Source organism: Acinetobacter sp. SWBY1 (assembly GCF_002946595.1).
GTDB classification, from domain to species: Bacteria; Pseudomonadota; Gammaproteobacteria; order Pseudomonadales; family Moraxellaceae; genus Acinetobacter; species Acinetobacter towneri.
Genome location: NZ_CP026616.1, coordinates 800,590 through 826,010 on the forward strand (window position 1 = coordinate 800,590; position 25,421 = coordinate 826,010).

General features: G+C 38.7%; 21 protein-coding genes and 2 pseudogenes. 8 read left to right on the forward strand and 15 right to left on the reverse strand.

Annotated elements, in window-relative coordinates; genetic code table 11:
• The first annotated feature begins 116 nt into the window (after positions 1-116).
• Positions 117-1,376 (forward strand): OmpP1/FadL family transporter, encoded by a 1,260-nt coding sequence (locus tag C3Y93_RS04000; RefSeq protein ID WP_104852137.1) that lies wholly within the window; start codon positions 117-119, stop codon positions 1,374-1,376.
• A gap of 692 nt (positions 1,377-2,068) precedes the next feature.
• Here C3Y93_RS04000 and C3Y93_RS04005 read toward each other — a convergent pair.
• From C3Y93_RS04005 to C3Y93_RS04050, 11 genes and pseudogenes are all read right to left on the reverse strand, one after another.
• Complete coding sequence (locus C3Y93_RS04005) at positions 2,069-4,069, reverse strand: DUF262 domain-containing protein (protein WP_104852138.1); 2,001 nt, start codon at positions 4,067-4,069, stop codon at positions 2,069-2,071.
• A 2-nt stretch (positions 4,070-4,071) separates the two neighbouring features.
• Positions 4,072-5,505 carry a DUF262 domain-containing protein gene (locus C3Y93_RS04010; protein ID WP_104852139.1) on the reverse strand — a complete coding sequence of 478 codons (1,434 nt, stop codon included), beginning with the start codon at positions 5,503-5,505 and terminating at the stop codon, positions 4,072-4,074.
• On the reverse strand, positions 5,502-6,068 hold the full coding sequence (locus C3Y93_RS04015; protein WP_104852140.1) for a macro domain-containing protein: 567 nt from the start codon (positions 6,066-6,068) through the stop codon (positions 5,502-5,504). Before C3Y93_RS04015 ends, C3Y93_RS04010 begins: the two co-directional genes overlap by 4 nt.
• 59 nt (positions 6,069-6,127) lie before the next feature.
• The gene (locus C3Y93_RS04020) at positions 6,128-9,004 is read right to left on the reverse strand and encodes a type I restriction endonuclease subunit R (protein WP_104852141.1); all 2,877 of its coding nucleotides are present in this window, start codon (positions 9,002-9,004) and stop codon (positions 6,128-6,130) included.
• 81 nt (positions 9,005-9,085) lie between these two features.
• Entirely contained in the window at positions 9,086-10,738 is a 1,653-nt protein-coding gene (locus tag C3Y93_RS04025) for an RNA-binding domain-containing protein (RefSeq protein WP_104852142.1), read from the reverse strand.
• A 13-nt stretch (positions 10,739-10,751) separates the two neighbouring features.
• Positions 10,752-11,477: pseudogene (locus C3Y93_RS14565) on the reverse strand (restriction endonuclease subunit S); the annotation flags it as partial.
• Positions 11,466-11,960 (reverse strand): annotated as a pseudogene (locus C3Y93_RS14570) (restriction endonuclease subunit S); the annotation flags it as partial. The pseudogenes C3Y93_RS14565 and C3Y93_RS14570, both read right to left, overlap by 12 nt.
• Positions 11,960-13,528: a type I restriction-modification system subunit M gene (locus C3Y93_RS04035; protein ID WP_104852144.1), complete on the reverse strand. Its 1,569-nt coding sequence runs from the start codon at positions 13,526-13,528 to the stop codon at positions 11,960-11,962. The pseudogene C3Y93_RS14570 and the gene C3Y93_RS04035, both read right to left, overlap by 1 nt.
• 189 nt (positions 13,529-13,717) lie before the next feature.
• On the reverse strand, positions 13,718-14,722 hold the full coding sequence (locus C3Y93_RS04040; RefSeq protein WP_104852145.1) for a hypothetical protein: 1,005 nt from the start codon (positions 14,720-14,722) through the stop codon (positions 13,718-13,720).
• A 79-nt stretch (positions 14,723-14,801) separates the two neighbouring features.
• Positions 14,802-15,839 carry a YagK/YfjJ domain-containing protein gene (locus tag C3Y93_RS04045; RefSeq protein WP_104852146.1) on the reverse strand — a complete coding sequence of 346 codons (1,038 nt, stop codon included), beginning with the start codon at positions 15,837-15,839 and terminating at the stop codon, positions 14,802-14,804.
• A gap of 228 nt (positions 15,840-16,067) precedes the next feature.
• The gene (locus C3Y93_RS04050) at positions 16,068-16,274 is read right to left on the reverse strand and encodes a helix-turn-helix transcriptional regulator (RefSeq protein ID WP_104852147.1); all 207 of its coding nucleotides are present in this window, start codon (positions 16,272-16,274) and stop codon (positions 16,068-16,070) included.
• A gap of 87 nt (positions 16,275-16,361) precedes the next feature.
• Between C3Y93_RS04050 and C3Y93_RS04055 the strand changes: the two genes are divergently transcribed.
• Positions 16,362-17,021: a hypothetical protein gene (locus tag C3Y93_RS04055; RefSeq protein ID WP_158660384.1), complete on the forward strand. Its 660-nt coding sequence runs from the start codon at positions 16,362-16,364 to the stop codon at positions 17,019-17,021.
• On the opposite strand, the gene tnpC is transcribed toward C3Y93_RS04055, so the two are convergent.
• The 3 genes from tnpC to C3Y93_RS04070 form a co-directional block, all read right to left on the reverse strand.
• On the reverse strand, positions 17,018-18,664 hold the full coding sequence (tnpC, locus tag C3Y93_RS04060) for an IS66 family transposase (RefSeq protein WP_104851838.1): 1,647 nt from the start codon (positions 18,662-18,664) through the stop codon (positions 17,018-17,020). The genes C3Y93_RS04055 and tnpC overlap by 4 nt on opposite strands.
• 74 nt (positions 18,665-18,738) lie before the next feature.
• Positions 18,739-19,074, reverse strand: a complete 336-nt coding sequence (tnpB, locus tag C3Y93_RS04065) for an IS66 family insertion sequence element accessory protein TnpB (protein ID WP_000618091.1) — start codon at positions 19,072-19,074, stop codon at positions 18,739-18,741.
• Positions 19,071-19,454: a transposase gene (locus tag C3Y93_RS04070; protein WP_001055589.1), complete on the reverse strand. Its 384-nt coding sequence runs from the start codon at positions 19,452-19,454 to the stop codon at positions 19,071-19,073. Before C3Y93_RS04070 ends, tnpB begins: the two co-directional genes overlap by 4 nt.
• A 120-nt stretch (positions 19,455-19,574) precedes the next feature.
• On the opposite strand from C3Y93_RS04070, the gene C3Y93_RS04075 reads away from it, so the two are divergent.
• From C3Y93_RS04075 to C3Y93_RS04090, 5 genes are all read left to right on the forward strand, one after another.
• On the forward strand, positions 19,575-20,210 hold the full coding sequence (locus tag C3Y93_RS04075) for a hypothetical protein (RefSeq protein ID WP_158660385.1): 636 nt from the start codon (positions 19,575-19,577) through the stop codon (positions 20,208-20,210).
• Between the two features lie 89 nt (positions 20,211-20,299).
• Complete coding sequence (locus tag C3Y93_RS14265) at positions 20,300-20,587, forward strand: hypothetical protein (protein WP_158660386.1); 288 nt, start codon at positions 20,300-20,302, stop codon at positions 20,585-20,587.
• 17 nt (positions 20,588-20,604) lie between these two features.
• Complete coding sequence (locus tag C3Y93_RS04080) at positions 20,605-21,639, forward strand: DUF932 domain-containing protein (RefSeq protein WP_104852150.1); 1,035 nt, start codon at positions 20,605-20,607, stop codon at positions 21,637-21,639.
• 149 nt (positions 21,640-21,788) lie between these two features.
• Positions 21,789-22,853 carry a YqaJ viral recombinase family protein gene (locus tag C3Y93_RS04085; RefSeq protein WP_104852151.1) on the forward strand — a complete coding sequence of 355 codons (1,065 nt, stop codon included), beginning with the start codon at positions 21,789-21,791 and terminating at the stop codon, positions 22,851-22,853.
• 176 nt (positions 22,854-23,029) lie between these two features.
• Positions 23,030-23,908, forward strand: coding sequence for a hydrolase or metal-binding protein (locus C3Y93_RS04090; RefSeq protein ID WP_104852152.1), 879 nt, complete (start codon positions 23,030-23,032; stop codon positions 23,906-23,908).
• A gap of 47 nt (positions 23,909-23,955) precedes the next feature.
• Here the strand turns inward: C3Y93_RS04090 and C3Y93_RS04095 are convergent, their stop codons facing one another.
• Positions 23,956-24,942: a hypothetical protein gene (locus C3Y93_RS04095; protein WP_104852153.1), complete on the reverse strand. Its 987-nt coding sequence runs from the start codon at positions 24,940-24,942 to the stop codon at positions 23,956-23,958.
• 53 nt (positions 24,943-24,995) lie between these two features.
• On the opposite strand from C3Y93_RS04095, the gene C3Y93_RS04100 reads away from it, so the two are divergent.
• On the forward strand, positions 24,996-25,409 hold the full coding sequence (locus tag C3Y93_RS04100) for a hypothetical protein (protein WP_104852154.1): 414 nt from the start codon (positions 24,996-24,998) through the stop codon (positions 25,407-25,409).
• Positions 25,410-25,421 lie beyond the last annotated feature (12 nt).

Here is a 25,421-nt window from a genome sequence, read left to right on the forward strand (position 1 = left end):
TGTTTCATAGCTATATATTCAAAAATAGAATAAAGATATGAATTTATATTCAAATACAAGAATACAACTTTTCAATATACTGCCGCATATATTGTTTTTACTCGATCTATATTCTCATGAAATATCTATCTTCTTTTATCTCAATTGCTGTTATCGCACCTTTGTTTTCAACATCTGCTTTTGCAACAACAGGATATTTCATGCATGCATATAGTGTGAAATCTCAAGGAAACGCAGGCACAGCCATTGCCAATTTTCAGGACAGTCTGACTATTGCAAGCAACCCAGCGGGTTTGAGCTGGTTAGATAAGCGTGTTGATGCAGGTTTAACTATTTTCTCTCCAGATCGTGAGTCTGAAATTACAGGAAATGGTTATGGAGCAAATGGTCAGTATGATGGCAATAGCCGTAAATACTTTGTAATTCCAGATCTAGGTTATGTTCACCCAGTGAATGAACAAGTCACTGCGGGTATTGCGGTTTATGGCAATGGTGGCATGAATACCAATTATAAAAATAATCCTTATGCAGTTTATGATAATACAGGAAGCGCAGGTATTTCATTAACCCAAGCCTTTATTTCACCTGCTTTATCTTGGAAATATGCAGAAAATCAATCTATAGCCTTGGCTGCAAATATTTTATATCAACGTTTTAGTGCACAAGGTTTTGCTGGTGATGTCTTTGGTGGTGCTTCGTCAAACGGTGCGGCAATTAGCGATCGTGGCAATGACGATTCATACGGCGTAGGTGCACGTATTGGCTGGTCGGCAAAACCAAATGATAAACTGACCCTTGGTGCAAGCTATTCATCTAAAATTAATGCCAGCCGCTTTAAGAAATATGAAGGTTTATTTGCCAAACAAGGTGATTTTGACGTACCTGAAAGCTATGGTGTAGGTTTAAATTATCAACTTACCCCTGCTTTATCAGTCGCGACAGATTACTTACGCATTAATTATTCAGATGTAGATTCTGTTGGCAATAAACTGGATCAATTATTCGCAAACAATAAATTTGGCACAACACAAGGTCCTGGTTTTGGATGGGATGACATCAATGTCTATAAAATTTCAGCGACTTATCAAGCATCAGAAAAACTGACTTTACGTGCGGGTTATAGCTATAACGATCAGCCTGTTAAAAATGATCAAACCTTCCTAAATATTTTGGCACCAGGTGTGGTACAAGAGCATTTAAGTGTTGGTGCAACTTGGCAACTTGATGATCAACAAAATGTAAGTGTGGCTTATACACACGCACTCAAAGAAACAGTGCAAGGTAACAACTCTATCCCCGCTGATTTTGGTGGTGGCGAAGCCAATTTAAGCATGAGCCAAAATATTTTGGGCGTGTCATATAGTTTGAATTTTTAAATTCTACATAGCTTGAGTTTGAATAATAGCTTGCCATGATCTGAAAAGATGATGGCTTTTTTTACTTTGATTGTGATGAAGTTTTTCCAAAGTACGGCTTTTAGCTAGAAATAAGACCATGCAAAGCATAATGTTACAACATGCACTACTTTCTAAATGAATCCATAGAAAACAATCAAATTTCGATGCTTTTTATAACGATGAATTACACGAAAAACTCAGTAAAATTCAGCCAAATGACACAATAATTTTCACTTTTAACTTCGCAAATCATACATTTTCAACAGCTAAGCTCTTTGAGCTATGCGATATCATTTTTGAAACTGTGGGTTTAGATTTTATGGGCGATATTTTTTATGGCTGTGTGCTCACTAACACACCCGATCAATTGAATATTATCCATTTAAAAGCTTAAACCGCTCGATGTTCGACTCGTTAGAGAGCGAGCAACAATGACATGCAGGTTCACTAATTTGACTAAGATGGCGTAAAATAAGCTAGTCACATACTTACACTTAAATTACGCTTCAAATTAAAGGACTTCAACTGCATGAACATGACAGAAATCATGGCTGATCTATCTTCACACACTCCAATGATGCATTAGTATCTTATTATTGATTTTACTATATTTTTTATATCAAATTAGGATTTAGCACACCAAAAGGTATACATAATAAAAAAGCATGCTCCTAAGAGCATGCTTTTCGGTTTAAATCTTCTAAGAGCAACTCTATCATATCATGCTGATGTTTTTCTATACTATCTTCATTCCACTCAGATCCTTTCTTTTTAGCAACCTGCATCATCAACTCTAACTTCAAACTGATTGGTACTTTCTTATGCTCGTCTAGCCAATTGGCTTTTTGAATCGGCATGTCATTGGTGAGTGAAGAATTTTCACTTTGGTTCAATAACCCTAAATTACCTAGACTATCTAAAACTTGTTCAGGTAAAGGCTCACCCACCTTCGGATTCTGCGGATAAAAATGCTCAATCGAATCCTTATAGCTAAAGTAAAACTTAGTATGGCTTCCTTTTTCCTTTTTTAACAAAAGATAATCTAGATAGTTCAAACAAAAATTTGAGATTTTCTGATAAGTCAAATGGGTTTTTATATCTTCTGCAGTGACCACATTGTTACGATCAGCTTCGTCGCCATACATAAAATTTTCATAGTCTTCCTTGTCAGCACTTAAGTAACGCTTCTTAATCAAAGTACGCGCCAAATTTTCCACAAATTCAAAATATGCAATTAAGCTAATTTCTTTGTCACTATGAACTGTGAGCCAATATAAAACGCTTAACAACCAGTTCTTACGTGAATGTGTCGGATAGGAAACATGAAATGCAGATAGAAGCATCACGAGGTTTCTTTGACCACCTTCTAATGCTAATTCATTTTCTCCCTCCACTTCAGATTGTGAAAAGGTATTCACATAGCTCACATTACCAGAACTATAGTATTTAGGTTTCTTGAGTGACCAACCTTTGTGCTGAGGGCTATTCTCCCGTTTAATGATATATAGATCGAATAAATATCGTGTTTTCAAAAGAAGGTAGATAAAGGCTTTTGCATGACTTGCATCTATAATCGTTTTTTTAAAGCTTTCTAATAAAGTTTTGTCATCAAGTGCAATCTTGCTAGCATCGCTATCTTTCAACTGCGTTTTGACATAAATTTTCAAAACTTGCATCAGGAAGTTTGGATAATCAATGATGCTTGCAAAACGCTCACTCGATTCTTCATTGGGCTTCTGGCTCATAGGGACAGGATTAAGCTTTAGAATTCCTTCTAAAGTCAGCTTATCCCCATAAGAGCTATTACCTTCTGTACTTACATCTTTCGATTGCGTTTCGAGAGGTAGGCATGACTTCAATTTTTCGTAGTCTTCGACACACCATTCATGATATGAACTACCAAATATTTGCTTTCTATCAGTGGGGTTAAAACCATAGGCAACATATTTGTACATATCCTGACACGCTGACCAAACTTGATGAACAATATGACGGTCTTTATCTTCAGCACTTAACAAACTCAGGAAATGAGCCTTAATCACTTCATGCGCTTCTAACTGCTCCCCACGGTTATTCAGTGCATCAAAATAATGTGTCACATCAGCAAGCTCTGGAATGATCGTGCGTAAAATTACAACCTGATCCAATAGATAGTCTGTAAACTCTGCAAGTTTATCTTCTTGGACAATATTGAGGCATTCTTGCTGAATAATGCGATACCCTCTGAGAATAGCGTGATCCCCATGTTGTGCGTTTAATCTATCCAATTCTTGTTCAATAGATTGATCATTCGCAAACCTCCATAATGCGCTTAAAAGAATTGCAGACTTTTCACGACTTTCAAATTTTAAGCGTATACAATTGAATTGATCTAGCTTTGCATTTTTAAGTTTAGATTTTAAGAATAAAGCTAAAAGATTTAAGGTTGTAAAGCGTTGCTGTCCATCTAGCACTTCAAAATAATGCTCTTTTTTTGCGACCACCAAACTACCGATATAATAGTTTTCAGGACTAGTCAGTGACTTTAGATAATAGTCGTAGACATCCTGTATCATTGCTGAAATCTGTGGTCTTCCCCAAGCATAGTTCCGTTGATATACAGGAATTTGGTAGTCAACATCTTCGCTCAATAGTTGCAAGATGGTAAATGGCTTTGATTGCTCTATAGACATTATTATTGCTCCGCCATGTATTTCATTTCTCTAAACAGCTTTTTAATGCCTTCAACTTTACTTTTACGACTTTTCTCACTTGTCTCATTTAAACCGATATAAATATTCAAGGAAAAATTAAAGAAATCTTTTGGTCTTAGTGATTGATCCAAACGCTTAAAGAGATTGTGATCCATCACATAGTTCTCAATACTGGACTCGTAAATGCTTGATTGTGTCAATCTCAAATGATATGCCCAAATAAATCCTATTTCCAAAGCACTTGAAAACTCCGCTTCACCAAAGCGATCATAGTAAGCCAATAGAAAAGCATTGAGCACTTTCTGGACATAGCCATCACCTGTTCTGTTCCTACCCGTATACTCATAGCCTTTAGAAGGCTCGGTGCCATTGATGACTTGCCAAATTTTTTTCGATATTGCTGTGGTTAATAATGGCATGACCCAATCACCATAATCTGGTGGATTAAGCAATCCTAAAGCTTTACTCTCATAATGGCTAAACCACTCAAAAAAACGTCGCCCATTGATCATGGTTTGAGTGATTTGAAATGGATAAGCCAAATGTATATTATCTACCTTGCGGAAGCGATCATTGTTGTACTCATCAACCATACTGTGCAAGATACGATATGATTGGCTCAGTGGAAACTGATCTTCCTGATGCAGTGACAAACCTTTAAAACCTTCCACCTGCTCTTTACCAAAGTAGAATGCCTTTTCCCCTTTCGTCCATTGTCTGATGGGATATAGCAGATGAGAAAATATCCGATTAACTTCCTTCTCTTCCCTCTGCTCCCATTGCTGAACAGCTTTCGTTTTCAACTCAGATTCTGATGGATCAAATTCTCTCAGGTGGTATGCCTTCAACAAATCATGTGGATGAAGATCTAATCCTCTCGAATTCTGCGAGTCAAAAAATTGGAATGCTTCAGAAAGTTTGCTTAGTTCAACAACCACGAACTCACATTTACTTAGAAGAATATCAATATATTCTTCTAAGGACCTTGAGCGAGGCTTATCAATCAGCTTTTCAACAACTTCATAATTTCGCCGTAAGTTTTCTTGGGTGATACGGCATTTAGGAATCCCTAAACTGAACTCAGGTAAGCCCAACTTGTTAAGTTGAGCCTTCCTCGCCTGCAAAGCATGCCAAATCAAATAAAAAGTGAGTGTACGTTGCTGACCATCTACGATATCGCTTTTTGCTTCTACAGAGCCTTTATGTAAAACAATTGTCCCTAAACGATACTTATAACGCTCATCATCACGATTCTTTGCTGTGATTCCCGCAACAAAATAATCCAGGTCATCAAACAGCGTTCTGACATGCTTCTCTGTCCACTTATAAGGACGTTGATAATCAGGAATACTTAAAGCTTGTTGGTAAAGTTCTTTTAATGAGATAACTCTCGACTCTAAAGTTACTATGGTCATGTTTTTTCAATCTTAATTTCTAAATGTTCATCATGCAGATTGCTCAAAATATTCTGATAAATTTGATAATTGTCAGAATCCTTTATGACAAAAACCACCTCATCAATGAACGAATAATTTGGCAAAGTGGACAATACTGTTCCTATGGCTATTTCTGCTGCCAATTGCTTTGGGAAAGCATAAACACCTGTAGAGATGGAGGGGAATGAAACTTTTTTAGCTCGTACTTCATTTGCTTTGATCAAAGCATTTGAATATGCACTACACAGCAAATCTGCTTCATTATGATCACCATTCAACCATCTTGGTCCAACGGCATGAATAATATATTGTGCCGGCAAGTCACCTGCGATCGTTACCTCTGCCTGTCCCGTAGGACATCCACCTTTTAGCTTGTTTAACTCTATACAGGCTTGCTTCATCAGTAGTCCTGCTTTCTTATGGATTACGTAATCTAAACCACCTCCACCTAGTAGCGACTTATTCGCAGAGTTCACAATAGCATCCACAGCAAGCTTAGTGATATCCTCTCGTACTAACAGTATTTTTTTTCGTTTATTCATTTATATTGCTTTCAAGTATATTTTCATGAAAAGTAAATTCTTAATAAATAAAAACAAAATCATATGCCCACATAAAACTTTTCAATCAGCTTACGTGTCTTGACCAGCAAATTGCTAAACACGTTCTCCCGCTCAAACAGCTTAACCTTATAGTTTGGTAAGTCCTTCAACTCTTCTTTACGTGGTAGGCGTTTGGTGAACTCATAATGCTCCAGAACCTGCTTCATGGCTTCTGGTTTCAGGTTTTCTTCTTTACAAAGATGCTGATAGGCCTGTTCTTTTTCAGCATCCCAGAATTCAGCAAAAGCTGTTTGGACGCTTTGGCCGTTGATCATCTTCGGCATGTTTTCTTCAATGAATTTTTGAATGAGGTCTTGCTTATCGTGCAAGCTAATATCGCTACTGATTAAATCGTAAATTTGCGCTTGGTACTTCTTACGCTTGTCCTCTGAGTCTGTATCAACAACAAGCTGTAGCAGGTTGATGATATAACCAACATTAATGCGATCACTATGCAGTAAATCCAGTTGAAAATCGACATCATCCAGTACCGATACTTTGTCTCTCTTGGTGGTCTTTCTAACGGCACGACATAGGTCAGCATACTTAGAGGCGAAGTTTGCAAAGTGCTGCTTATCAAGTTGTGTTTGGTCTTGATCGTATTCAATAAAAGTTTGTAATTGCGCGTTATAGCGCATCACTTCACGGAAAGCTTTAATAAATTCCAGTTGCTGTTCTTCAGTGACAAGATCATCGACTGATTGGTAATTGGGCGTTAAGGCAAACAATTTGCTCACCGCTGCTTGGTAATCCTGTTCGATTTCCGCATAGCTGGGAACAAGGACGATCTTGGTCGTTTCTTTATTGGAAAATAGTGCCAGTGCTTCATCTGTGGCGCGTTTCAGGTTGCGGAAACAGATGATATTGCCAAATGGTTTTTTATCGTTATAGACACGGTTGGTGCGTGAGAATGCTTGAATCAAGCCATGATATTTTAGGTTTTTATCGACATACAAGGTATTTAACGGCTTAGAGTCAAATCCCGTGAGGAACATATTGACCACGATTAGAATATCAATCTGTCTGTTTTTTACGCGCTGTGCAATGTCGCGGTAGTACGCATAAAATTGATCACCAGAATTGTAGTTGGTTTTGAACTGTCGGTTGTAATTGGCAATGTAACGATCCAGCTTATCCCGACTGGATGAGTTGACCTGACTTGGAATATCTGCGGCTTCTTCATGAATCAAGCCAGTTAAATCATCAGTCGGTACAGCCTCATTTGCCGCATAGGAAAAGATGGTGGCAATAGTCAACGGTTTAAATATCCGACCTTGTGCTTCATCTTCAATTTGCTTTTCAGCCTGCACCTTTTCAAAGAGGTCGTAATATTGGGTCAGTGTTTCGACCGAACTGACACAGAACATTGCGGTAAATTCACGATTACGGGTTTTGGTATCGTGAATATTGACAATGTAGCGGGCAATCATTTCTAGGCGTTGCGGATTGTCATACAGTTCTTTGGTATCGATGCCTTCTACATCTTGCTCATAACTTTCATTCGTCGCCATGCCTTTGGCGGTGTATTTGCCACGATAATCAATTTGGAACTGTAAGACGTTACGGTCACGGATGGCATCGACAATCACGTATTTATGCAAACATTCATTAAACAGGTAGTCTGTGGTGAGTTTTAAACCTGCTTTGCTTTGGCTGTTCTTTTCAAAAATAGGCGTACCGGTAAAACCAAACATTTGTGCATTGCTGAAGAATTTTTTGATGTTCTGATGGGTCTCACCAAATTGACTGCGATGACATTCATCAAAAATAAAGACCACTTTTTTATTTTTAAGATAATCAATCGATTCTAAATAACGGTCGGTGCTGATAGCCCGATTGAGTTTTTGAATGGTGGTCACAATCAGTTTGTCATGACGTTGGTCAAGCTGTTTTACCAAGGTCGATGTGTTATCGGTGCTGTCCACGCTGTCGGCTTTAAAAGCATTAAATTCGCGTGAGGTTTGCGTATCGAGGTCGTTACGATCGACCACAAACAAGACCTTTTCAACATCGGGCATTTGCATGATGATCTGACTGGCTTTAAATGAGGTCAGGGTTTTGCCTGAACCTGTAGTGTGCCAAATATAGCCGTTCTGATCGGAGTTTTGCACATGCTCCACAATTTTCTGTACTGCATAAATCTGATAGGGACGCAGCACCATCAGGCTTTTGGTGGTTTCTAGCAGCACCATGTACTGGGTCAGCATTTGGGTTAGATGCTGCTGATTTAAAAAAGCTTCGGCAAAGTCGACAATTTCATTGATATGTTTGTTATGGACATCTGCCCAGGGAAAGGCAAACTCGATGCCTGTGGTGCCGTTGGAGTAATAACGGGTATTGGCACCGTTACTAATCACAAAGAGCTGAATAAAACCAAACAGCCCTTGCCCTGCCCAATAGGCTTCACGAATATAGCGTTGGGTTTGATTAAAGGCTTCGGCGATTTCCATGCCGCGTTTTTTCAGCTCGATCTGTACCAAAGGCAAACCATTGACCAGTAAGGTCACATCAAAACGGCTGGTACGGCCATTATAGTCGCGGTGATCGATGGTGATTTGATTGGTCACCTGATAGATGTTCTTGCTTGGGTCATCCGAGAGAAAAAAGATGTGTTTGCTGGTCCCATCATCAAATTTGACTGGGAACAGATCACGCAGATTCTTGGCTCGCTCAAACACTGTGCCTGTGTTTAAAAAACTGATGACTTGTTTCCATTCCGTTTCTGACAGTGGCGCAAGTCCATTGGCGCGTTCAATCTGGGTTTTCAGGTTAGACAGTAGTTGGCTTTCGTCCTTGAGCGTCACTGAGGCATAACCTAATTGTTGTAGCTGGCCAATCAGTTCGTTTTCAAGTTGATATTCACTTTGTACTGTCATTTCACTATCACTTTAAATCAATATTTAACAATAACTTAATTAACAAAATAACTAGAAATAACTAGAAATAACTAACGTTAGCTATTTTTTAGCTATTTTCCATGTCTTCCCTTCAGTTTCAATCAAACCATTTACACGCATTTTCTGCATTAAGTTCCTAATTCTATTTATCTTTTTATCCTGATCTAGAACCTGAGGTAATTTATCAACTAAAAGTTTTTCTAGTTCCGCACGTTTAGCTTGACCAAATTTTTTAAGATATTCCAAAATTAATCCTTGATAATGCTGATCATCTAATCCACGCATATCTAAATATTCAGCTTGTAAATCTGTTTGTTCTGCTACATTGGCTGAAATACAAAAGTTTGGCTTTCTACCCTCAATTAAGCCCTTTTTACGCAGTTCTGAAGCATCGGTATCTTGAATAGGTAGATTTTTTTGTACTTGATCTAAAGCAATAATATTACTTAAAGATAAATCAGGTAATTCAGCAAGTTTTCTTGCGTAATCCATGTTTAAAACTTTACCCGTAATCTTAACCTGCACTCTATTATTCTCAAGATCATAGTCAGGCATAGGAAAAAACTTTTCCCGTTGTTTTAAAAACATTCTTCGAATGCCACTACCAATGGTATCAATTAGATTCAACTGCATCATGGCATTGACCAAAAATGTATTACGGTACTTTTGTTCTGGTGAGTCCGATAAAATAACATGTTCAATTGATACTGGTAAAAAGCTTCCGTAATTTTGGAAAGTTAGTGTGGAATCTTCCTTTTCAACAATGGTAATACGCCCACCCAAACGGTAATCCTGATGAGCAATTGCATTGCTTAATGCTTCTCGAATGATATAAGGATCATATTGATCTACTTCTTCGGGAAATAATGTCCCACTCATTAAATAACGATACTTCAAGTTTCGAATTTTATGATAGACCTCATCTACAGCCAGCAAAAATGGTGTGTAGAAATGCTCATAGTCTTTTTCAATACCATCAGCACTTTTCAAAATCCACGTAATTTGAGCAACAGCAGGATTTATAAAATGAGCAGACTCAGGTAAGCCTAGCAACACAATTGCTGTATTTGTAATTTTCCCCTTAATAGTCAAACGTGCTTTATTTAAGAAGGTGACATCATCCCAATTTGGCACTTCTTCTGCTAACCTTGGATTTTTTCTTATAAATAATTGCCGTGCTTTAGCAATTGCAATTGGGTCTAGATCTTCAATGGTTGCATCTTGGCAAATTTCTGCACTCCAATCTGTAGACATGCTTTGCCAGATCTTTTTAGCTTTTTCTGGATAGTCTTTTAATTTTTTTGTAATACTACCTACACGAATATAGGCTTCATGCAAAAAGGTTACAGGCGTATGGCTTGTAGCAGGAATTTCGAACACAATAACTTTTTTACCATCTATCTCCACATCATAAATTTTGAAATCAAGGCGTGGATTCAAGCGTGATGATAACCAAAACTCTAGGTCTTCATTGCCTTTGGCTTTTTGTTTTTTTGGATCAAAATTCGTTCCTACTATACTTTGATCACTGTCTTTGACACCAAAAATGAGATAACCGTTCCGCTTATTACACAGGCATGCGCCATTCGCTAATGCAGAAATACGCTCACCTATTTCTTCTGCACTATGATAGTTTTCTTTAAATTCTAGCCATTCTTGTTCATTAGGCTCATTCACAAGTTGCTGAACAAGATTTTTAATATATTCAGTCATTTTAAATTCCTAATCAAACAAACATCTGCTGCAACAAGCCTTTTTTCCAAGTTTTCGCTTGTTCAATTTGCTGTGCCACCACTTCAATTTTTTGGTCGATGGTAGATAGGAACTGAGCGATTTTGGTTTGTTCTTCTAAGCAAGGAAAATAATGTTCATACTTTAAAAAATCTTTAAAATGATTACGACGCTTTTCGATCAAAGATCCCGTAGACATTTGATTATAAAAATCAATCATTAATTTAGATTTTGCAAAAGTTAAAAAATAATAGTCTTTGACAATATTTTGATCTAAATAGAATACATTGTAATATTTAGACAATTTAACTATTTTATTTTCAAAATTTTGCCCAATTGCTCCAAATCTTAAGTTCATAGGATTCATTACAAAATCTAAAGGATGCACTTCTTTATAGGCATTACCCGTATCTTTAACTAAAAACTCTCGTTCATATCTTTCTGACTTAGCTGTCACCCCGTTTTCAATAGTTAAACTATAAAGAGGAGTACTTTCATTTTTGCTGATAATGCTCCGTTCAATAATAAACTTATCAAATACTAATTTGTCCCACTCCCCAAACTCACTACCATCATCCGCTTTAAAACGAAGTTGCTGACTAAACAGCTTTTGCATCATGCCCTGTTTATATTGGCTGAGTAGCTCATGTTTTTGCGTGAGTTGGCTAATCTTTTCATCCACTGCGGAAAGAAAAGAGGCGATTTTGGTTTGTTCTTCTACATGTGGAACTCTTATTTTTACTTTTAATAAATCTTTGGTATAAATTGCTGCAACACTTGTAGTTCCTGAAGCTATAGCTTTCAGTTTTTCAAGGGATTTTTCTGTATTCAGCAAAAAATTCATGTAAAAATTATTTTCAAACTCTAATTTTAGTAGATTCGAGTTGTAATAAGCTATGGGCAACTCATTACGCCAAATCGCAACTTTACCAACTAAATCCAGTGTATTCCTTGTATTAAAAAACAAATCTCCAAATTGAATAATATCTTGACTATCAATTAATTCATCTTCAGGAATATATTCAATTTTTGATAAGTTGATACTTCCCCTATTCAAATTTCCCATTTTAATAAGTGGATAATTAGTCTTACTTTCTGAGTTGGAGTAATTTCCCCCTAGTCGATATGACTTTAATAAAGTTTTTAACTCATATTCATTATACTCAGGGGTAAACTCTTTAAACCGTAACTTAGGTACAGACATTACTTCACCTCCGCAAACGGTGAAACAATACCTAGCTCTTTGCAAAAATCTGCAATCACCGCATCGGTCTTTTGACTGTCGTGTTCCAAAGCTTGAAGCTGTTTTGCAATCGCATCTAAATCAATCTCGGCTTCCGCTTCAAAGGTATCCACATAACGTGGAATGTTCAGGTTGTAATCGTTGTCTTTGATTTGCTGCAAAGTCGCCACATGCGCATATTTTTCAATATTTTCACGCTTTTCAAATGCCGCAATAATCTTATCCAAATGCTCAGGCAATAACTTGTTTTGGTTCTTCTGCTTTTCAAAATCATTGCTGGCATCAATAAACAGAATATTGCCGCTATGCTCACGGTTTTTCTTCAACACCAAAATACAGGTCGGAATTGAAGTGCCATAGAAAATATTGGCTGGCAGTCCGATAATGGCATCCACCACGTTCATCTGCTCAATCAAATACTGACGAATCACGCCCTCACTCGAACCACGGAACAATACGCCATGCGGTAGCACCACCGCCATAGTGCCATTGTCATCCAGTTGATACAGCATGTGCTGCACAAAAGCCATATCGGCTTTGGAGCTTGGCGCCAGTTTGCCATAAGCGGCAAAGCGTTCATCTTGTAAAAATAACGGATCAGCAGACCATTTTGCAGAAAATGGCGGATTCGCCACCACCGCATCAAACTTTTTATCTAAATGCTGCGGACGGGTTAAAGTATTTTCCTGCTTGATGTCGAACTTGGCAAAATGCACGTCATGCAGAATCATGTTCATTCGCGCCAAGTTGTAGGTGGTACGGTTCATTTCCTGACCGTAAATCATATCGACATCTTTGACTTCACGTTTTACCCGTAGTAACAACGAACCCGAACCACAGGTCGGGTCATAGACTGAACGTAAACGGTCTTTGCCTTGGGTGACAATCTTCGCCAGTAAAGTCGATACCGTTTGCGGGGTATAGAATTCACCCGCTTTTTTGCCCGCACCTGAGGCAAACTCACCAATCAGGTATTCATAGGCATCACCCAGTACATCGGCTTCGGTATTGGAAATATCAAAATCAATATCATTTAAATGACTCAGGACTTTCGCCACCAGTGCATTACGGTCACTGGCATTATTGCCAAGCTTGGTCGAGTTTAGATCTAAATCTTCAAACAGGTTGGCAAAGTCATCGGCAGAGTCGGTGCCTAAAGTGCTTTGTTCAATCGATTTTAAGGTCGCAGTTAAATCATCCAGAATAAACTCGCCCTGACGACCACGCTCCGCTAAGGTATGGAATAGCTGTTTTGGTGTGAGCGCATAACCGACTTCGGCAATGGCATTCTTTTTAATTTCTTCGATGTAGGGCACATGCTCAGGATTATTTTCATCTAATTCTAAAAAGCTGAGGTCTTCGCCATCGAGCAATTCATTAGCAAAATTAACCGACTTTTCCGATAAATATTTAAAGAAAATAAAGCCGAGGATGTAATCACGGAATTCATCGGCGCCCATGGTGCCACGCAAAGTATTGGCAATATTCCAAAGTTGTTTTTGTAATTGTTGCAGTTGTACTTGGGTCATTGTTATAGAAGTCCAAATAAGTAAATCATTAATAAAATGATTTTACCTAAAATTCTAAAACATGCAGCAGTAAAAAGGTGGAAAAGGACATTATTTGTCGCTTTACTTCAACTTATGGACAGAAAGCCATAAAAAATAAAACTCCCATCTCTAGTATGGGAGTTTTATAGTAGTGCTTTTGCTGAAGAATTAAAAAATCATAAGCTTATAGTCAGGTCTAATTCCTTTCGAAGAGTAATGATGCATTTTCATAGGTTCAATAATAGACTTAAAATATTTGGACCAATCTTGATAGCTGCAAGAAGCGCCTACCACTTGATTTGGCTCAACCAAAAACGCTTGCTCACAGATAAGAGCTATTTTCAGATCCACCCATAGTTCTTGACTAAGAAGGTTAAACCTTAAAGGTTTATCTAAAGTAGGGTGCTTCAAAGGGTGTCCCACATCAGTAAATGCAAATACTCTACCGCAATACTGTCCATTGAGATCTTTAGATATTTGATAGGCAAATCCATGTAAATTATCTAAATTCTCCTTTTTCAGCATATTGATAAACTTCCGTACAACCACTGCAAACTGCTGCTCATCTTTAGGCTGTAGTGGAATACTCGTACGTCGGTAAATGGCATCAAACTTGAAATCTACCTGATGAATGCGGATCTGTTTATGCTCACGTAAAAGTCTGGCAACAAATCGATTAACCGTGTTTTGTTGATCTTTTACCTGTTGATAAGTTTTTAAAATTGCTTTAGTCATCGTTTTTTCGTCAACTAATGCCCTACCACGTAACTCATTCCAACACCGCTCAATCAGCATGATACTTCTGAAATGCAGATCATCTTTTTGACAGTGAACCGATAGGGGCAAACTTCTAATTAGCCCAAAGCATTCTCTGAAACATTGAAATACTTTTTGTACTTGTGGATCAAAAATATGCCCTTCACCTAACTGTGAATCAAAGCAGTCAAAGTAATGCCGACCTACGTACATAAAATGATTCAACAGGTCAGTGGAAAGATATCCTAAGCAATTGTTACTATTTGAATTTACCCTTAAAACTTGAGCAGCGGGTGAGGTAATTTTTTTAAATAACTTGAGTGCTTCTGTAAGCACCAAAGCTTGTTGTGGTAAAACATAATTTACAGGAACTGGAATTACTTTGGTCTGTGGTGATAATGCTGCGCATGTATTCATAGATAGGCTCTGATATGTATTTTTTTAGTGCCCTGCTCATGAGGTGAATGAGCAGGTATAACTTCGGTGATATGTAGATTTATGTCCCTCTACGAGGGCGGCCTGATTTACGTTTACTTGCTGGCATCTGACTTGTACCAAATGTTTTGAGCCTACTACCACTAGGAATAAACGCGTGTTGCTTATCTTTAGTCAAATATTTGATAACTAGTGACTCTAATGCGCTATGAGCTTTTTCATCATCATGATGTAACATTCCAATAGCTAAATGTTTATAGCGTTCTTTTGAACCATTACAGCTGTAGTAACTTCCCTTATACTCAGTAAGTTGTTCCCATTTCTTGCCGAACTGGTCAGCTATAATCTCGTCTTTTTGATGTTTATTACCATCTAAGAAAAAAATAGTATGATAGTGATAGCCTTTATTAACGCCGTATTCTAGTTTCCAAATATAACCAATAGGTCGCTGATGTATTGAAAATCTTGATTTCAAAAATTTCTTAAACATCTTTCTGATCAGATTCAAATCTTCAGAAAGATTTCTACATTTTTTCGCAATTGCAAAATCAAGACGCAAGACTAGTAACTTTGAATATTTAACTCTAAGCTTGTTTAGCAACTGAATAGCACGCGCTTCTTGATGTTTTAATCTTTCAAATCGATTGCTCTGTGCCTGAATAAATTCATCTTCCAGTGTGCCTGAAAAAATTTTAGAAACAAAAGCATTTGCTAGATCTGCAAAGATAATAGGTTCTCCCGCGATAGGGAGAACATCATTTGCTTGAAAATTTTTAAAATAGCGTGGTTCAAAATTTATAGGTTTTAATATTTCTTCATATGCTCGCATATACACTTGAGTATATTCATTATTAATCGCTAATTCAGTCAAATCATCGGGATTCGGACATTGAGATAACAGATTTCTAACCAAGGGATCCGCTTTTTTAAACCGCCCTGTCTGTAATTTAGGAAAAGCACTAGAAATCTTATTGTCAACAATAAGATCAATTAACGTCTCAAGTTTAGAGTAGTCCTTATCCGCTTGTTCTAAAAGATAGGAAGCAGTGTCTGATGTTTCAAATTGCGATATGATTTTGTCATTTTTACTCATAGTCATTACTTTTTCCAGACATGAGTTCTCCCTGAAGGTATAGCTTGTGGGCTATACCTATTTCTTAGAAGGCTCATGTGTATAATTAATAGAAGATATATAAACCCTTAATCCTTAATTACTTAATATTATTAAGTACCTAAAGTCTGCTCATTGGCTGAACAAGGCATAGGTGGACTTAACTGCTTGGACAGCTGGGTATTTATAAAATTAACTCGTTGGAAAGTTATCCTTTTAGTACTTAGCTACATTTCTTGTTTCTAACCAAGTACAGATGTCTTTTTCAAACCACCCTACAGCATTCAAACTTAGTTTGATTGGTCTAGGAAAGTCCTTATCATACCGAGGTGACTTTGGATTCATTTTGTCATAAATTGTTGACCGGCTTAAGCCAACTTTAGACGTAAGTCCTTCAATACGTAAAATATTATCACTTAACACCTTTTGTTCCGCTCCATTTTTAATCGGTATGAGAGAGTCTGAAGAAATCTGATTCAGATGTTAAGCACACCAATATCGGAATTTTTTATGCCATCTAATCACACGCATCATTTATATAAACAAGCACACCCTTTAATACGAAAAATTCTTGAATTGGAAATTGAAAAAAGGGTATTCGCTAAAAAATATCCATATCTTTTTAGTGAGTTATTAATTTTTAGAGATAAATTTTCCAATGAACTAAAGAATTGGCTATTTGATTATTACTCACATCTTGTAGTACCTATTGATAAGAATCAAAAAATCGATAAAAAAACTGTAGATACTGCGTTAAATACAATGATTAAAGAAACGTTAGTTTTTTTAAAATTAATAGAAGTATCAATAACTTATTTTCAAACTGGAATTTTACAAATCTCACAACTCAAACTAAAAACATATCATATCGATGAAAATGCATTCATGGATTTTTTGTCCCCATACGCAGACGAGTTTAAAAAAAAATTCTCTGGAACTGTAGAAAAAAGTGATTTGATTAAACTCTTCAACCAGTACAGCTTTACAGATTTGCTATCACAAAACTGCTTATTAAACTTATTACGAGATGTAATAGATATATCGTTAACTTATACTTATCTTACTGTTTTTAATAAAGATAGTAAAATTGAAATGGTTATTTCCCATCTCAAAATGTATTTACTTTATAAGTATCGTAAGCGTCCGCTGAACCCCATGCCTATTTTTTAATTCGGTTCAGGTTTCCAGCGGTGTGGTAGCAATTCTTCAATCTGAGTCACTTTATGTGTCGGCAACCTTTTCAGCACATCACTTAAATAGGCATAGGGATCCAGCCCATTCAGCTTTGCTGACTGGATTAATGTCATAATATTGGCTGCTCGCTGACCGCTGCGCAGCGAACCTGCAAATAACCAGTTCTTACGTCCCAACGCCCAGGGGCGCATCTGGTTTTCCACCCAGTTATTGCAAATCGGTAGATTGCCATCATCCAGATAGCGGCTTAAAGCTGGCCAACGCTTCAGAGTGTAATTGATCGCCTTGGCGGTAGGAGAACTCGATGGCACTGTCAGATGATGTTGGTTGAGCCATTCATATAGTTGTTGCATCACTGGTTGACTATGCTGTTGTCGGTATTCGCGGCGGTCTTCCGCTGTACCATCGGTCTTTTTCCTGAGTTCTGCTTCTATGGCATACAGTTTCTGAATCAGCACTAAGGCCTGTTCAGCGACCTGACTTTTCCCAGTTACATGCAGTTCATGGAATTTACGACGTGCATGCGCCATGCAGCCCACCTCAATGACCTGACCTGATTTAAAGCGTGCTTTATAACCGCTGTAATCATCACAGACCAGATGGCCCTGCCAGTCTTTCAGGAACGCTTCAGCATGCTGACCTGAACGACTATCCTGAAAGTCATAGATCACGGCTTGAACTGGATTGTACTGTGTAGTGGCATAGGCCCAGACATAACCTTTCTTCGGTTTTTTATCATTCTCACCCATCCGCATGATGGTGACTGGTGTTTCATCTGCATGCAGCACCTGCTGTTGTAGTACCACCTCTTTTAAGGCATTGGCCAGAGGTTCCAGTTCCACACCGCAGCGACCTATCCAGTCAGATAAAGTTGATCTAGAAAGTTCGATTCCCGCCCGCTGATAGATCAGACGTTGACGGTACAGCGGCAAATGATCGGCATACTTCGATACCAGCACATGGCTGAGCAGTTCAGGTGAAGCAATGCCTTTATCAATCACATAGGCGGGCATCGCTTGCTGAGTCAGGGTGTCGCACTGATCACAGACCCATTTGCCACGTACATGCTGTTCCTTATAGAACTGTGCCGGTCTGAAATGCAGTTTTTCACTGACATCTTCGCCGATACGACGGAGTTGGCAGCCACAAGCGCATTGGGTTGATGCAGGTTCATGCTCAATACGGATGGTGTGTAGATGATCTGGCAGTGGTCGACGTTTAGGTTTATTGGTTTTGGCTTTCTGTGTCGCTGCATCGGTTTTATCTGCATTTAGCCGTTCCAGTTCTAGATCAACCGCAGCAATATCTTCTTCAACCGCTTCATCCCACAGGTGGATTTGTTTTGCAGTGAGATGTTCGTTTTTACTGCCGAATTTGTGCTGTTTAAATAGTGCGAGTTCATGCTCGTATTTTTGATTGAGAATAGAAAGATGTTGAACTTTAGAATCTAATTGCTGATTGGTGACTTCAAGATGTTGAACTTTGGCATCCAATTGCTGGTTTGATTTTTCTAATTCTTGATTTGATTGTGCTAGAGACTGATGCTGCATCGCCAACTGTCTGGTGAATTCCAGCAGTTGTTCATGGGTCAGTTGGCTTAAGTCAGGCAGCGTATTCATGACCGCAGTATGCCTGAGGTCATGAGAAGAATGAAATAGAACGTTTGGAGAATAGCAGAATGGAACAGCCTGGTTTAAAGCATCGTCACCACCTGCTGTCGTCCAATGCGCTGCCAGGGCAAACCTTGGATCAGTGCCTGTAACTGTTCCGGGCTGAGGGCCACGGTTTCACCTTGGTGAACTTGAGCCCAGTGAAATTTGCCCTGTTCCAGCCGCCGGGCACACAGCCAGATGCCCAGTCCATCATGTACCAGTACTTTCATGCGATGGCCACGTTTATTACAGAACAGGTAAGCACAATGCGGTTTGATGTAGCCAAAGGCTCTCACCACCTGAGCCATGGTCGTATCCATACCTGCACGCATGTCCATGGGCTGAGTAGACAACCAGATTTCATCAATGCGGATCATGTTGCAAGTGCCTTGAGTAATTCTGCCAAGGCAGGTATTTCTGATGTCTGCCATTTTAGCTGAATATCATTATTCGTATGAGGCACGGTGATACACAACGTGATCCTCTCATCAATAGGTTGGCTGATTGCAGCAGTGTAAGGCAAAGCAATAAATGCTGGATTCACATGAGTAGGATCCTGCACGGCACCCTCATGATGGCTGAAGATCCTGATCCAACGACTGACAAGGTTGGCATTAATACTATGTTGCAGTGCGACCGAAGCGATCGAGGTATTAGGATTTTTACAGGCATTGACAATACTGAGTTTGAATTCTTTGCTGTATGTTCTGCGTTTTTTAGCAACAGGAGGTGTTGCTGAATATATATCCATGTTCATGGATTAAGTCCCCACTTGTTTTTAGGTGGGAACTAAATTAAGGCTTATAGGATCGCTTGGTAAGGCTGTGTTAGCCGGATGCTTACTAAGTATCACACACCATTAGGGATGAATAACCTTGTGTCATACATAGAAGAGATGTACTACTCAGAAGATGGTGAGAAATATCATTCTACTCTAGACATCTCGATCAATGTTGAGGATAAGGAAATTAACTGGAGTGAGCTTTTAACGCAAATAATGGTTAAATATTTAGATCAGAAAATTACGCTTAATCGATTAAACATTTCTGATGAAAAGTCTTCTTTTTTTGGAAGCAGAGAACATAAAGAACTTTTCAATATTCTTGATCAACTAGATGCTTTGAATAATGCAAAAGCTACCTCTGACCGTTATGATGCTCTGCTAAAAAATTTAATATGTTTGATCATCTATGACTTAGAAATCGAATGCTCAGAAAATTTAAATAATAGAGTTATGGAAAAACTGATGTCCTTAGGTGATCTTTGTCCAAATTATTCACGCTTTCAATGCAAGCCAAATATCGAAGATCATTTTGATGGACAAGAAGTATCATTAAAATATCAAGGCTATCTACAACCTCTCGTTTTAGAACCGAATTTTACGACAAAAAAGCTGCTAGATTCCATCACTTTACGACCACATTATAAAAATAATAAGGAGCTTGAATATATCTTAAAGAAGCACTACATAATGGATGAGTACAAAAAATTCAAACTAAGATATTTCAATTAAATCCAATATATTTCAAATATATATCACAAAAACGATAATTACCCATCAGGTCTGCTTAGCAGGCCTTTTTCATTTTTAAAGGTGTCCATATGACGACTTGCCCTGCTTGTCATAGTGAAGAAATAACTTTTCTTGGATTAGCTCCAAAAGGATCTAACCAAGCTCCAAGCCCACTCTGGTCACAATCAACACTTACCTTCATTGGCAAAGAATTAGCTAAAGCTTACAGAATTCCTCCTGTAATTGGAGAAATTACAGGAGCCAGCTTAGGCTATGTACTTAATTATTATTTACATAAGCATTCTGGATCTCCTTTCGTACAAAACGAGAAGTCTTACACCTGTAATGACTGCAATTTAACTTTTCAAATCAATTAACAATAATAGGTATAAATATGGCACATCAACTTGAACAAATGGCTTATGTCGGTGATACCCCTTGGCATGGCTTAGGTAATCAACTCACTCAGAATCAGCCGATTGAAATCTGGGCCCAGCAAGCAGGTATGGATTGGCGCATCGAATCCTCGAATGTCAGTTACATGGCACAGAATGAACGTGGGCAAAGCATCATCATGCCGTATGAAGAACAGCGAGTGCTGTATCGTTCCGATACTCATGCTCCCTTGTCTGTGGTCAGTCAGCGTTATCAGGAAGTGCAACCGATGGAGATTCTGGAGTTCTACCGGGATCTGACTGAGCAATCTGGCTTTGAGCTGGAAACCGCAGGTGTACTCAAAGGTGGTAAGAAGTTCTGGGCTTTAGCACGTACCGGACAATCTACGGCACTCAAGGGCAAGGATGTCAGCAATGGCTATATTCTGCTAGCAACTGCCTGTGACGGTACTTTGGCTACCACGGCACAATTCACCAATATCCGAGTGGTATGCAATAACACCTTAGCCATTGCCCTACGTGGACAAAGCAGCAGTGCAGGTGTGGTGAAAGTGCCACACAGTACCAAGTTTGATGCTGATAAGGTCAAACAGCAATTGGGTATTTCAGTTCGTGCCTGGGATGAACACATGTATGAAATGAAGCAGCTGACTCAACGTAAAGTCACTCAAGGAGAAGCAGCTGCTTATTTTGATGCAGTGTTTAACAATACCAGCATGAGTGTTGCAGATCAGGAAGAGAACATTATTCAGTTCTATCGCAATATGGCTACTCCAACTCCAGCCAAAGAAAAGCCTGAACCGAATGGACGTGCCATGGCCAAAGTCATGGATATGTTTAATGGGCAAGGACGTGGTGCAGAACTCAGCTCAGCCAAAGATACCGCCTACGGTTTACTGTGCAGTATTACAGAGTTTGCCGATCATGAACGTCGTGCCATGAGTACCGATCATCGTCTGGACTCTGCTTGGTTTGGTGCAGGTGCTGCGTTAAAGCAGCGTGGACTAGAACAGGCGCTTCGCTTAGTGGTTTAAGTTTCATTTAAGCCAGTGCTATTACAATAATGGTCAAGGGTCATGCAGATGATCCTTCTCCAGTGAAAACCCCCTTTTGCCACATCTCCAGATGTGGCTTTTTTTATGCCGAAAATTTTACAGAACTCAATATTTATAAGGATCAGAGCATGAATCAGATTGCACCGATAAATACCTCTCAACTCCCTCATTTCCCAATTCCGAATGAGATGAATGAATCAAATACCGCAGCTAAACGAACAGCGACAGCCAAACGTTTAGCCAACACTAAAAATATGGATTACCAAGAATGGCTAGAAGTGCGTAAGCAAGGCATTGGCAGTAGTGATGCCGCAACCGCATGTGGATTGAATCCCTATATGTCGATGCTGGAACTGTGGATGATTAAAACTGGTCGAACTCAGCAGAACGTTGATGATGACAGCTCAGGCGTTGCACCGTTGTATTGGGGTAAACAGCTAGAGCCACTGGTAGCGGAATACTACAGCCTGCATACCAATAATAAAGTGAGACGAGTCAATGCCGTGCTTCAGCATCCCGATCCCGATAAGTCGTTTATGTTGGCAAATCTGGACTATGCGGTCGTGGGTAGCGATGACGTGCAGATTCTGGAATGTAAAACAGCTGGGGAACATGGTGCCAGACTATGGCGAGATGGTGTGCCTTTATACGTGCTGTGTCAGGTGCAGCACCAACTTGCGGTAACAGGCAAACAGGCTGCACATGTCTGTGTTCTGATCTGTGGGCATGAAACCAAAATCTTCAAAGTGACACGGTCTGAATCAGTGATTCAACACATCATTCAGGCAGAGCGTTATTTCTGGGAGTGTGTAGAAACGGATACTCCGCCATCTGTAGATGCCAGTGAATCCGCAGCCAAAGCGATTCAGCAACTCTATCCAGCGCATATCCCACTAAGCGTTGAAGATCTCTCGCAAAATGAAAATGCCAATTTGATGTTCGATCAACTCATCAAAATGAAGCAAGAGATTCAGCATAAGCAGGAACGCTTTGACCAGCTGAAGCATCAAATCCAAATGCTGATGAAAGATGCTGAGCGAGCCACCTTTGCTCATGGTTCTGTGTTGTGGAAGAAAGCCAAGGACTCCATCAGTCTGAATACCAAGGCATTGCTTCAGCACCAGCCTGAACTCATTGAGCTTTACCCCCTTCAAAAGCCAGGCAGTCGTCGTTTCAATATCTATACCGACTAAGCCTATTTCAGCCCATTCAAATAGCGAGGCGCAAAAACCGCTCCCCGCCCTCCATTCGCTAGGAATAGAGGGCAAACGGTCGCGGCTTTTTGTAGCGAGCTATATACATATTTCTTGAATCAGGTGATCTACATAAAGCTGGATGATCTGTACAAAATCAAATTGAGGAAAATAAAATGATTAAAGGTTTAGCGATTACACCACCAGCTCTAGGGCGTATCAGTATTGGTCGGGTAGTAGAAAAGAATGGCAAACGCCTACCTGAAAAAGATGATCAATTCACCATTACGTCCCAAATTCAAAGCAAAGAAGGATGGGTGAAACACCCACTGGATGAACAGCTTCGAGCCAATACTCTCAATCAAAAGCTACGCTCAATCCCTGTCAGAATGATCTTTAATGATCCTGATCTGAACTTACGCGCGGAGTATAGCTTGTTTGACCGACAGACTGGACGGCCAGTCTGTGTCGGCAATGGTGAAACCTGCCAGCGTTTAACCAGTCAAGGGGTCGAGCAACATCCCTGTCCATCACCAGATTTATGTTCTCTGGCACAAGGCGGCAACTGTAAACCTTATGGACGTTTACATGTGAACCTGGATGACTCGGATGAGTTTGGCACCTTCATCTTTAGAACTACGGGCTTTAACAGTATTCGGACTTTGGCTGCACGGCTGAGTTATTACCACGCAGCTTCAGGAGGTTTACTCTCTTGCTTGCCTTTGCAACTGACTTTAAGAGGCAAAAGCACCACACAAAGCTATCGTCAGCCGGTGTATTACGTGGATCTAACTTTAAGGGATGGGATTAGTCTCAATGATGCCATTACTCAAGCCAAGCAAATTGATGAGCAGAGCAAGCAGGCAGGATTTTATCAGGAGGCTGTAGATTATATCGCCAGACGAGGTTTTGCCAATGCTGTATTTGAGATTAATTCTGAAGAAGATGCTGATGTCATCGATGAGTTTTACCCTCTAGATGAAAACTCGGAATATCCAGAAAATAGTTACGCCATATCAAACACTCTCAGGCAAACTGTAGAAAAAGTGGCATAAAAAAAGACCCATCAAAGATGGGTCTTATTAGGCAATATCAGCTATTATTAATGATAATCAATCTTAAGTAAAACTGTTGTTGCCTCAAATTTTTGTTGCGTCATTTTCGCATTAAATTCCTGTTTCAAAATATTAAGTAAAGATACAGCGACTTGTACACTACCATTCGTATCATTAAAATAATGTAATTTCATGGTATGTGTCTTTTGCCGTTTACCATCTTTTCTACCATCCCACATAGTTTGCAATTCCATATCTTGATCTACCCACTCCTGTAAATCACTTGGAATATACGGCTCATGATCAGTTGGATCAAATTCTCTTACTGTTGATCGATATTGATTTGTAGTGGTATCAAAAGACACATCAAAGCCACTTAGTAGCCCGTATTGAGGTAAGGGAATATTTGATTTTAGTTTTTTATTTGAATGATTAAGGGAATTAGTCACTAAACGAATTTCTTTAGCACCAAAAGCTATTGCTAATTGGATATATACATTTTCTTTTGCTTTTGCTAATTCGATTTGGAAGTTTTCTGGTCTAATGTAAAGGTCTTTAATATGAGGATGCTTGATAAAAAAGCTATTTTCAGTCACCTTATCTTCTTTGGGAATTTTTAATTTTTTTGCATCTTCTAAAGATACATAAATTACTTCAGTAGGAAGTTTCATCCCTTTCAAAATAATACTTGCTTTATCTTCAACGCTATAAACAAGAGCTGGCTTTGTATTTTTCACTTTCTTATTATTGTTACGTTTCATCAACTCTGCTGAAATTTCTTCAGCATGTGTTAAAACGTCTTTAGTGCTTTCTTTATTTGTAGCTTTATGAATACTTGCTCCTATCAACCCTATTGTCAGACTAGTACTTTCATCAAATTTCTGATTAAATCTAGAAAAGAATCCATCTATTTTCGGTTCAGACTCCTTTACCAATTTAGGATATTTTTTCTCAAATAACTCTTCCACCATTTCATTTGATGCGACAAAAATCACATCTGGGAACTTGTTAGATATCATTTTTTTAAAACTCATTTGTTATTTATCTTAGCATAACAAAATTTATCAATTTATTAGAGGGGTCAATCGTGTTAAAAGCTATTTTTTGGATTGCAGTATTCTTTTTCTTCATTAGCGTGCTTTTTTATGGTATTCGCTTTATCTTTATAACTTTAATGAACTTCGCCAATTCATCTAAACCAAATCAATCTACGAAATTAATAGGTAATAAAGGATCAACTCTCTCAAACTCGGAATCTCTCAAGCCTGATCATGAAATACAGTTTTTTGATCCTACCCTCAATAAAATCACAACCCTGTCCGGCCATCTTGAAAAATGCTATGAAGAACATCAACAGCTTTGGATTAAATTGATCACTTTAGGGCAAAACGCACCAAAAACTATTAAGGTAAATAATATTAGTATGGTCGAGAATTTACTCACTAAAGAAAGGTTTTCCAATGAAAACTCTATTGAACAATATTTCAAAAGATTTTTGTAACATATAAAGATA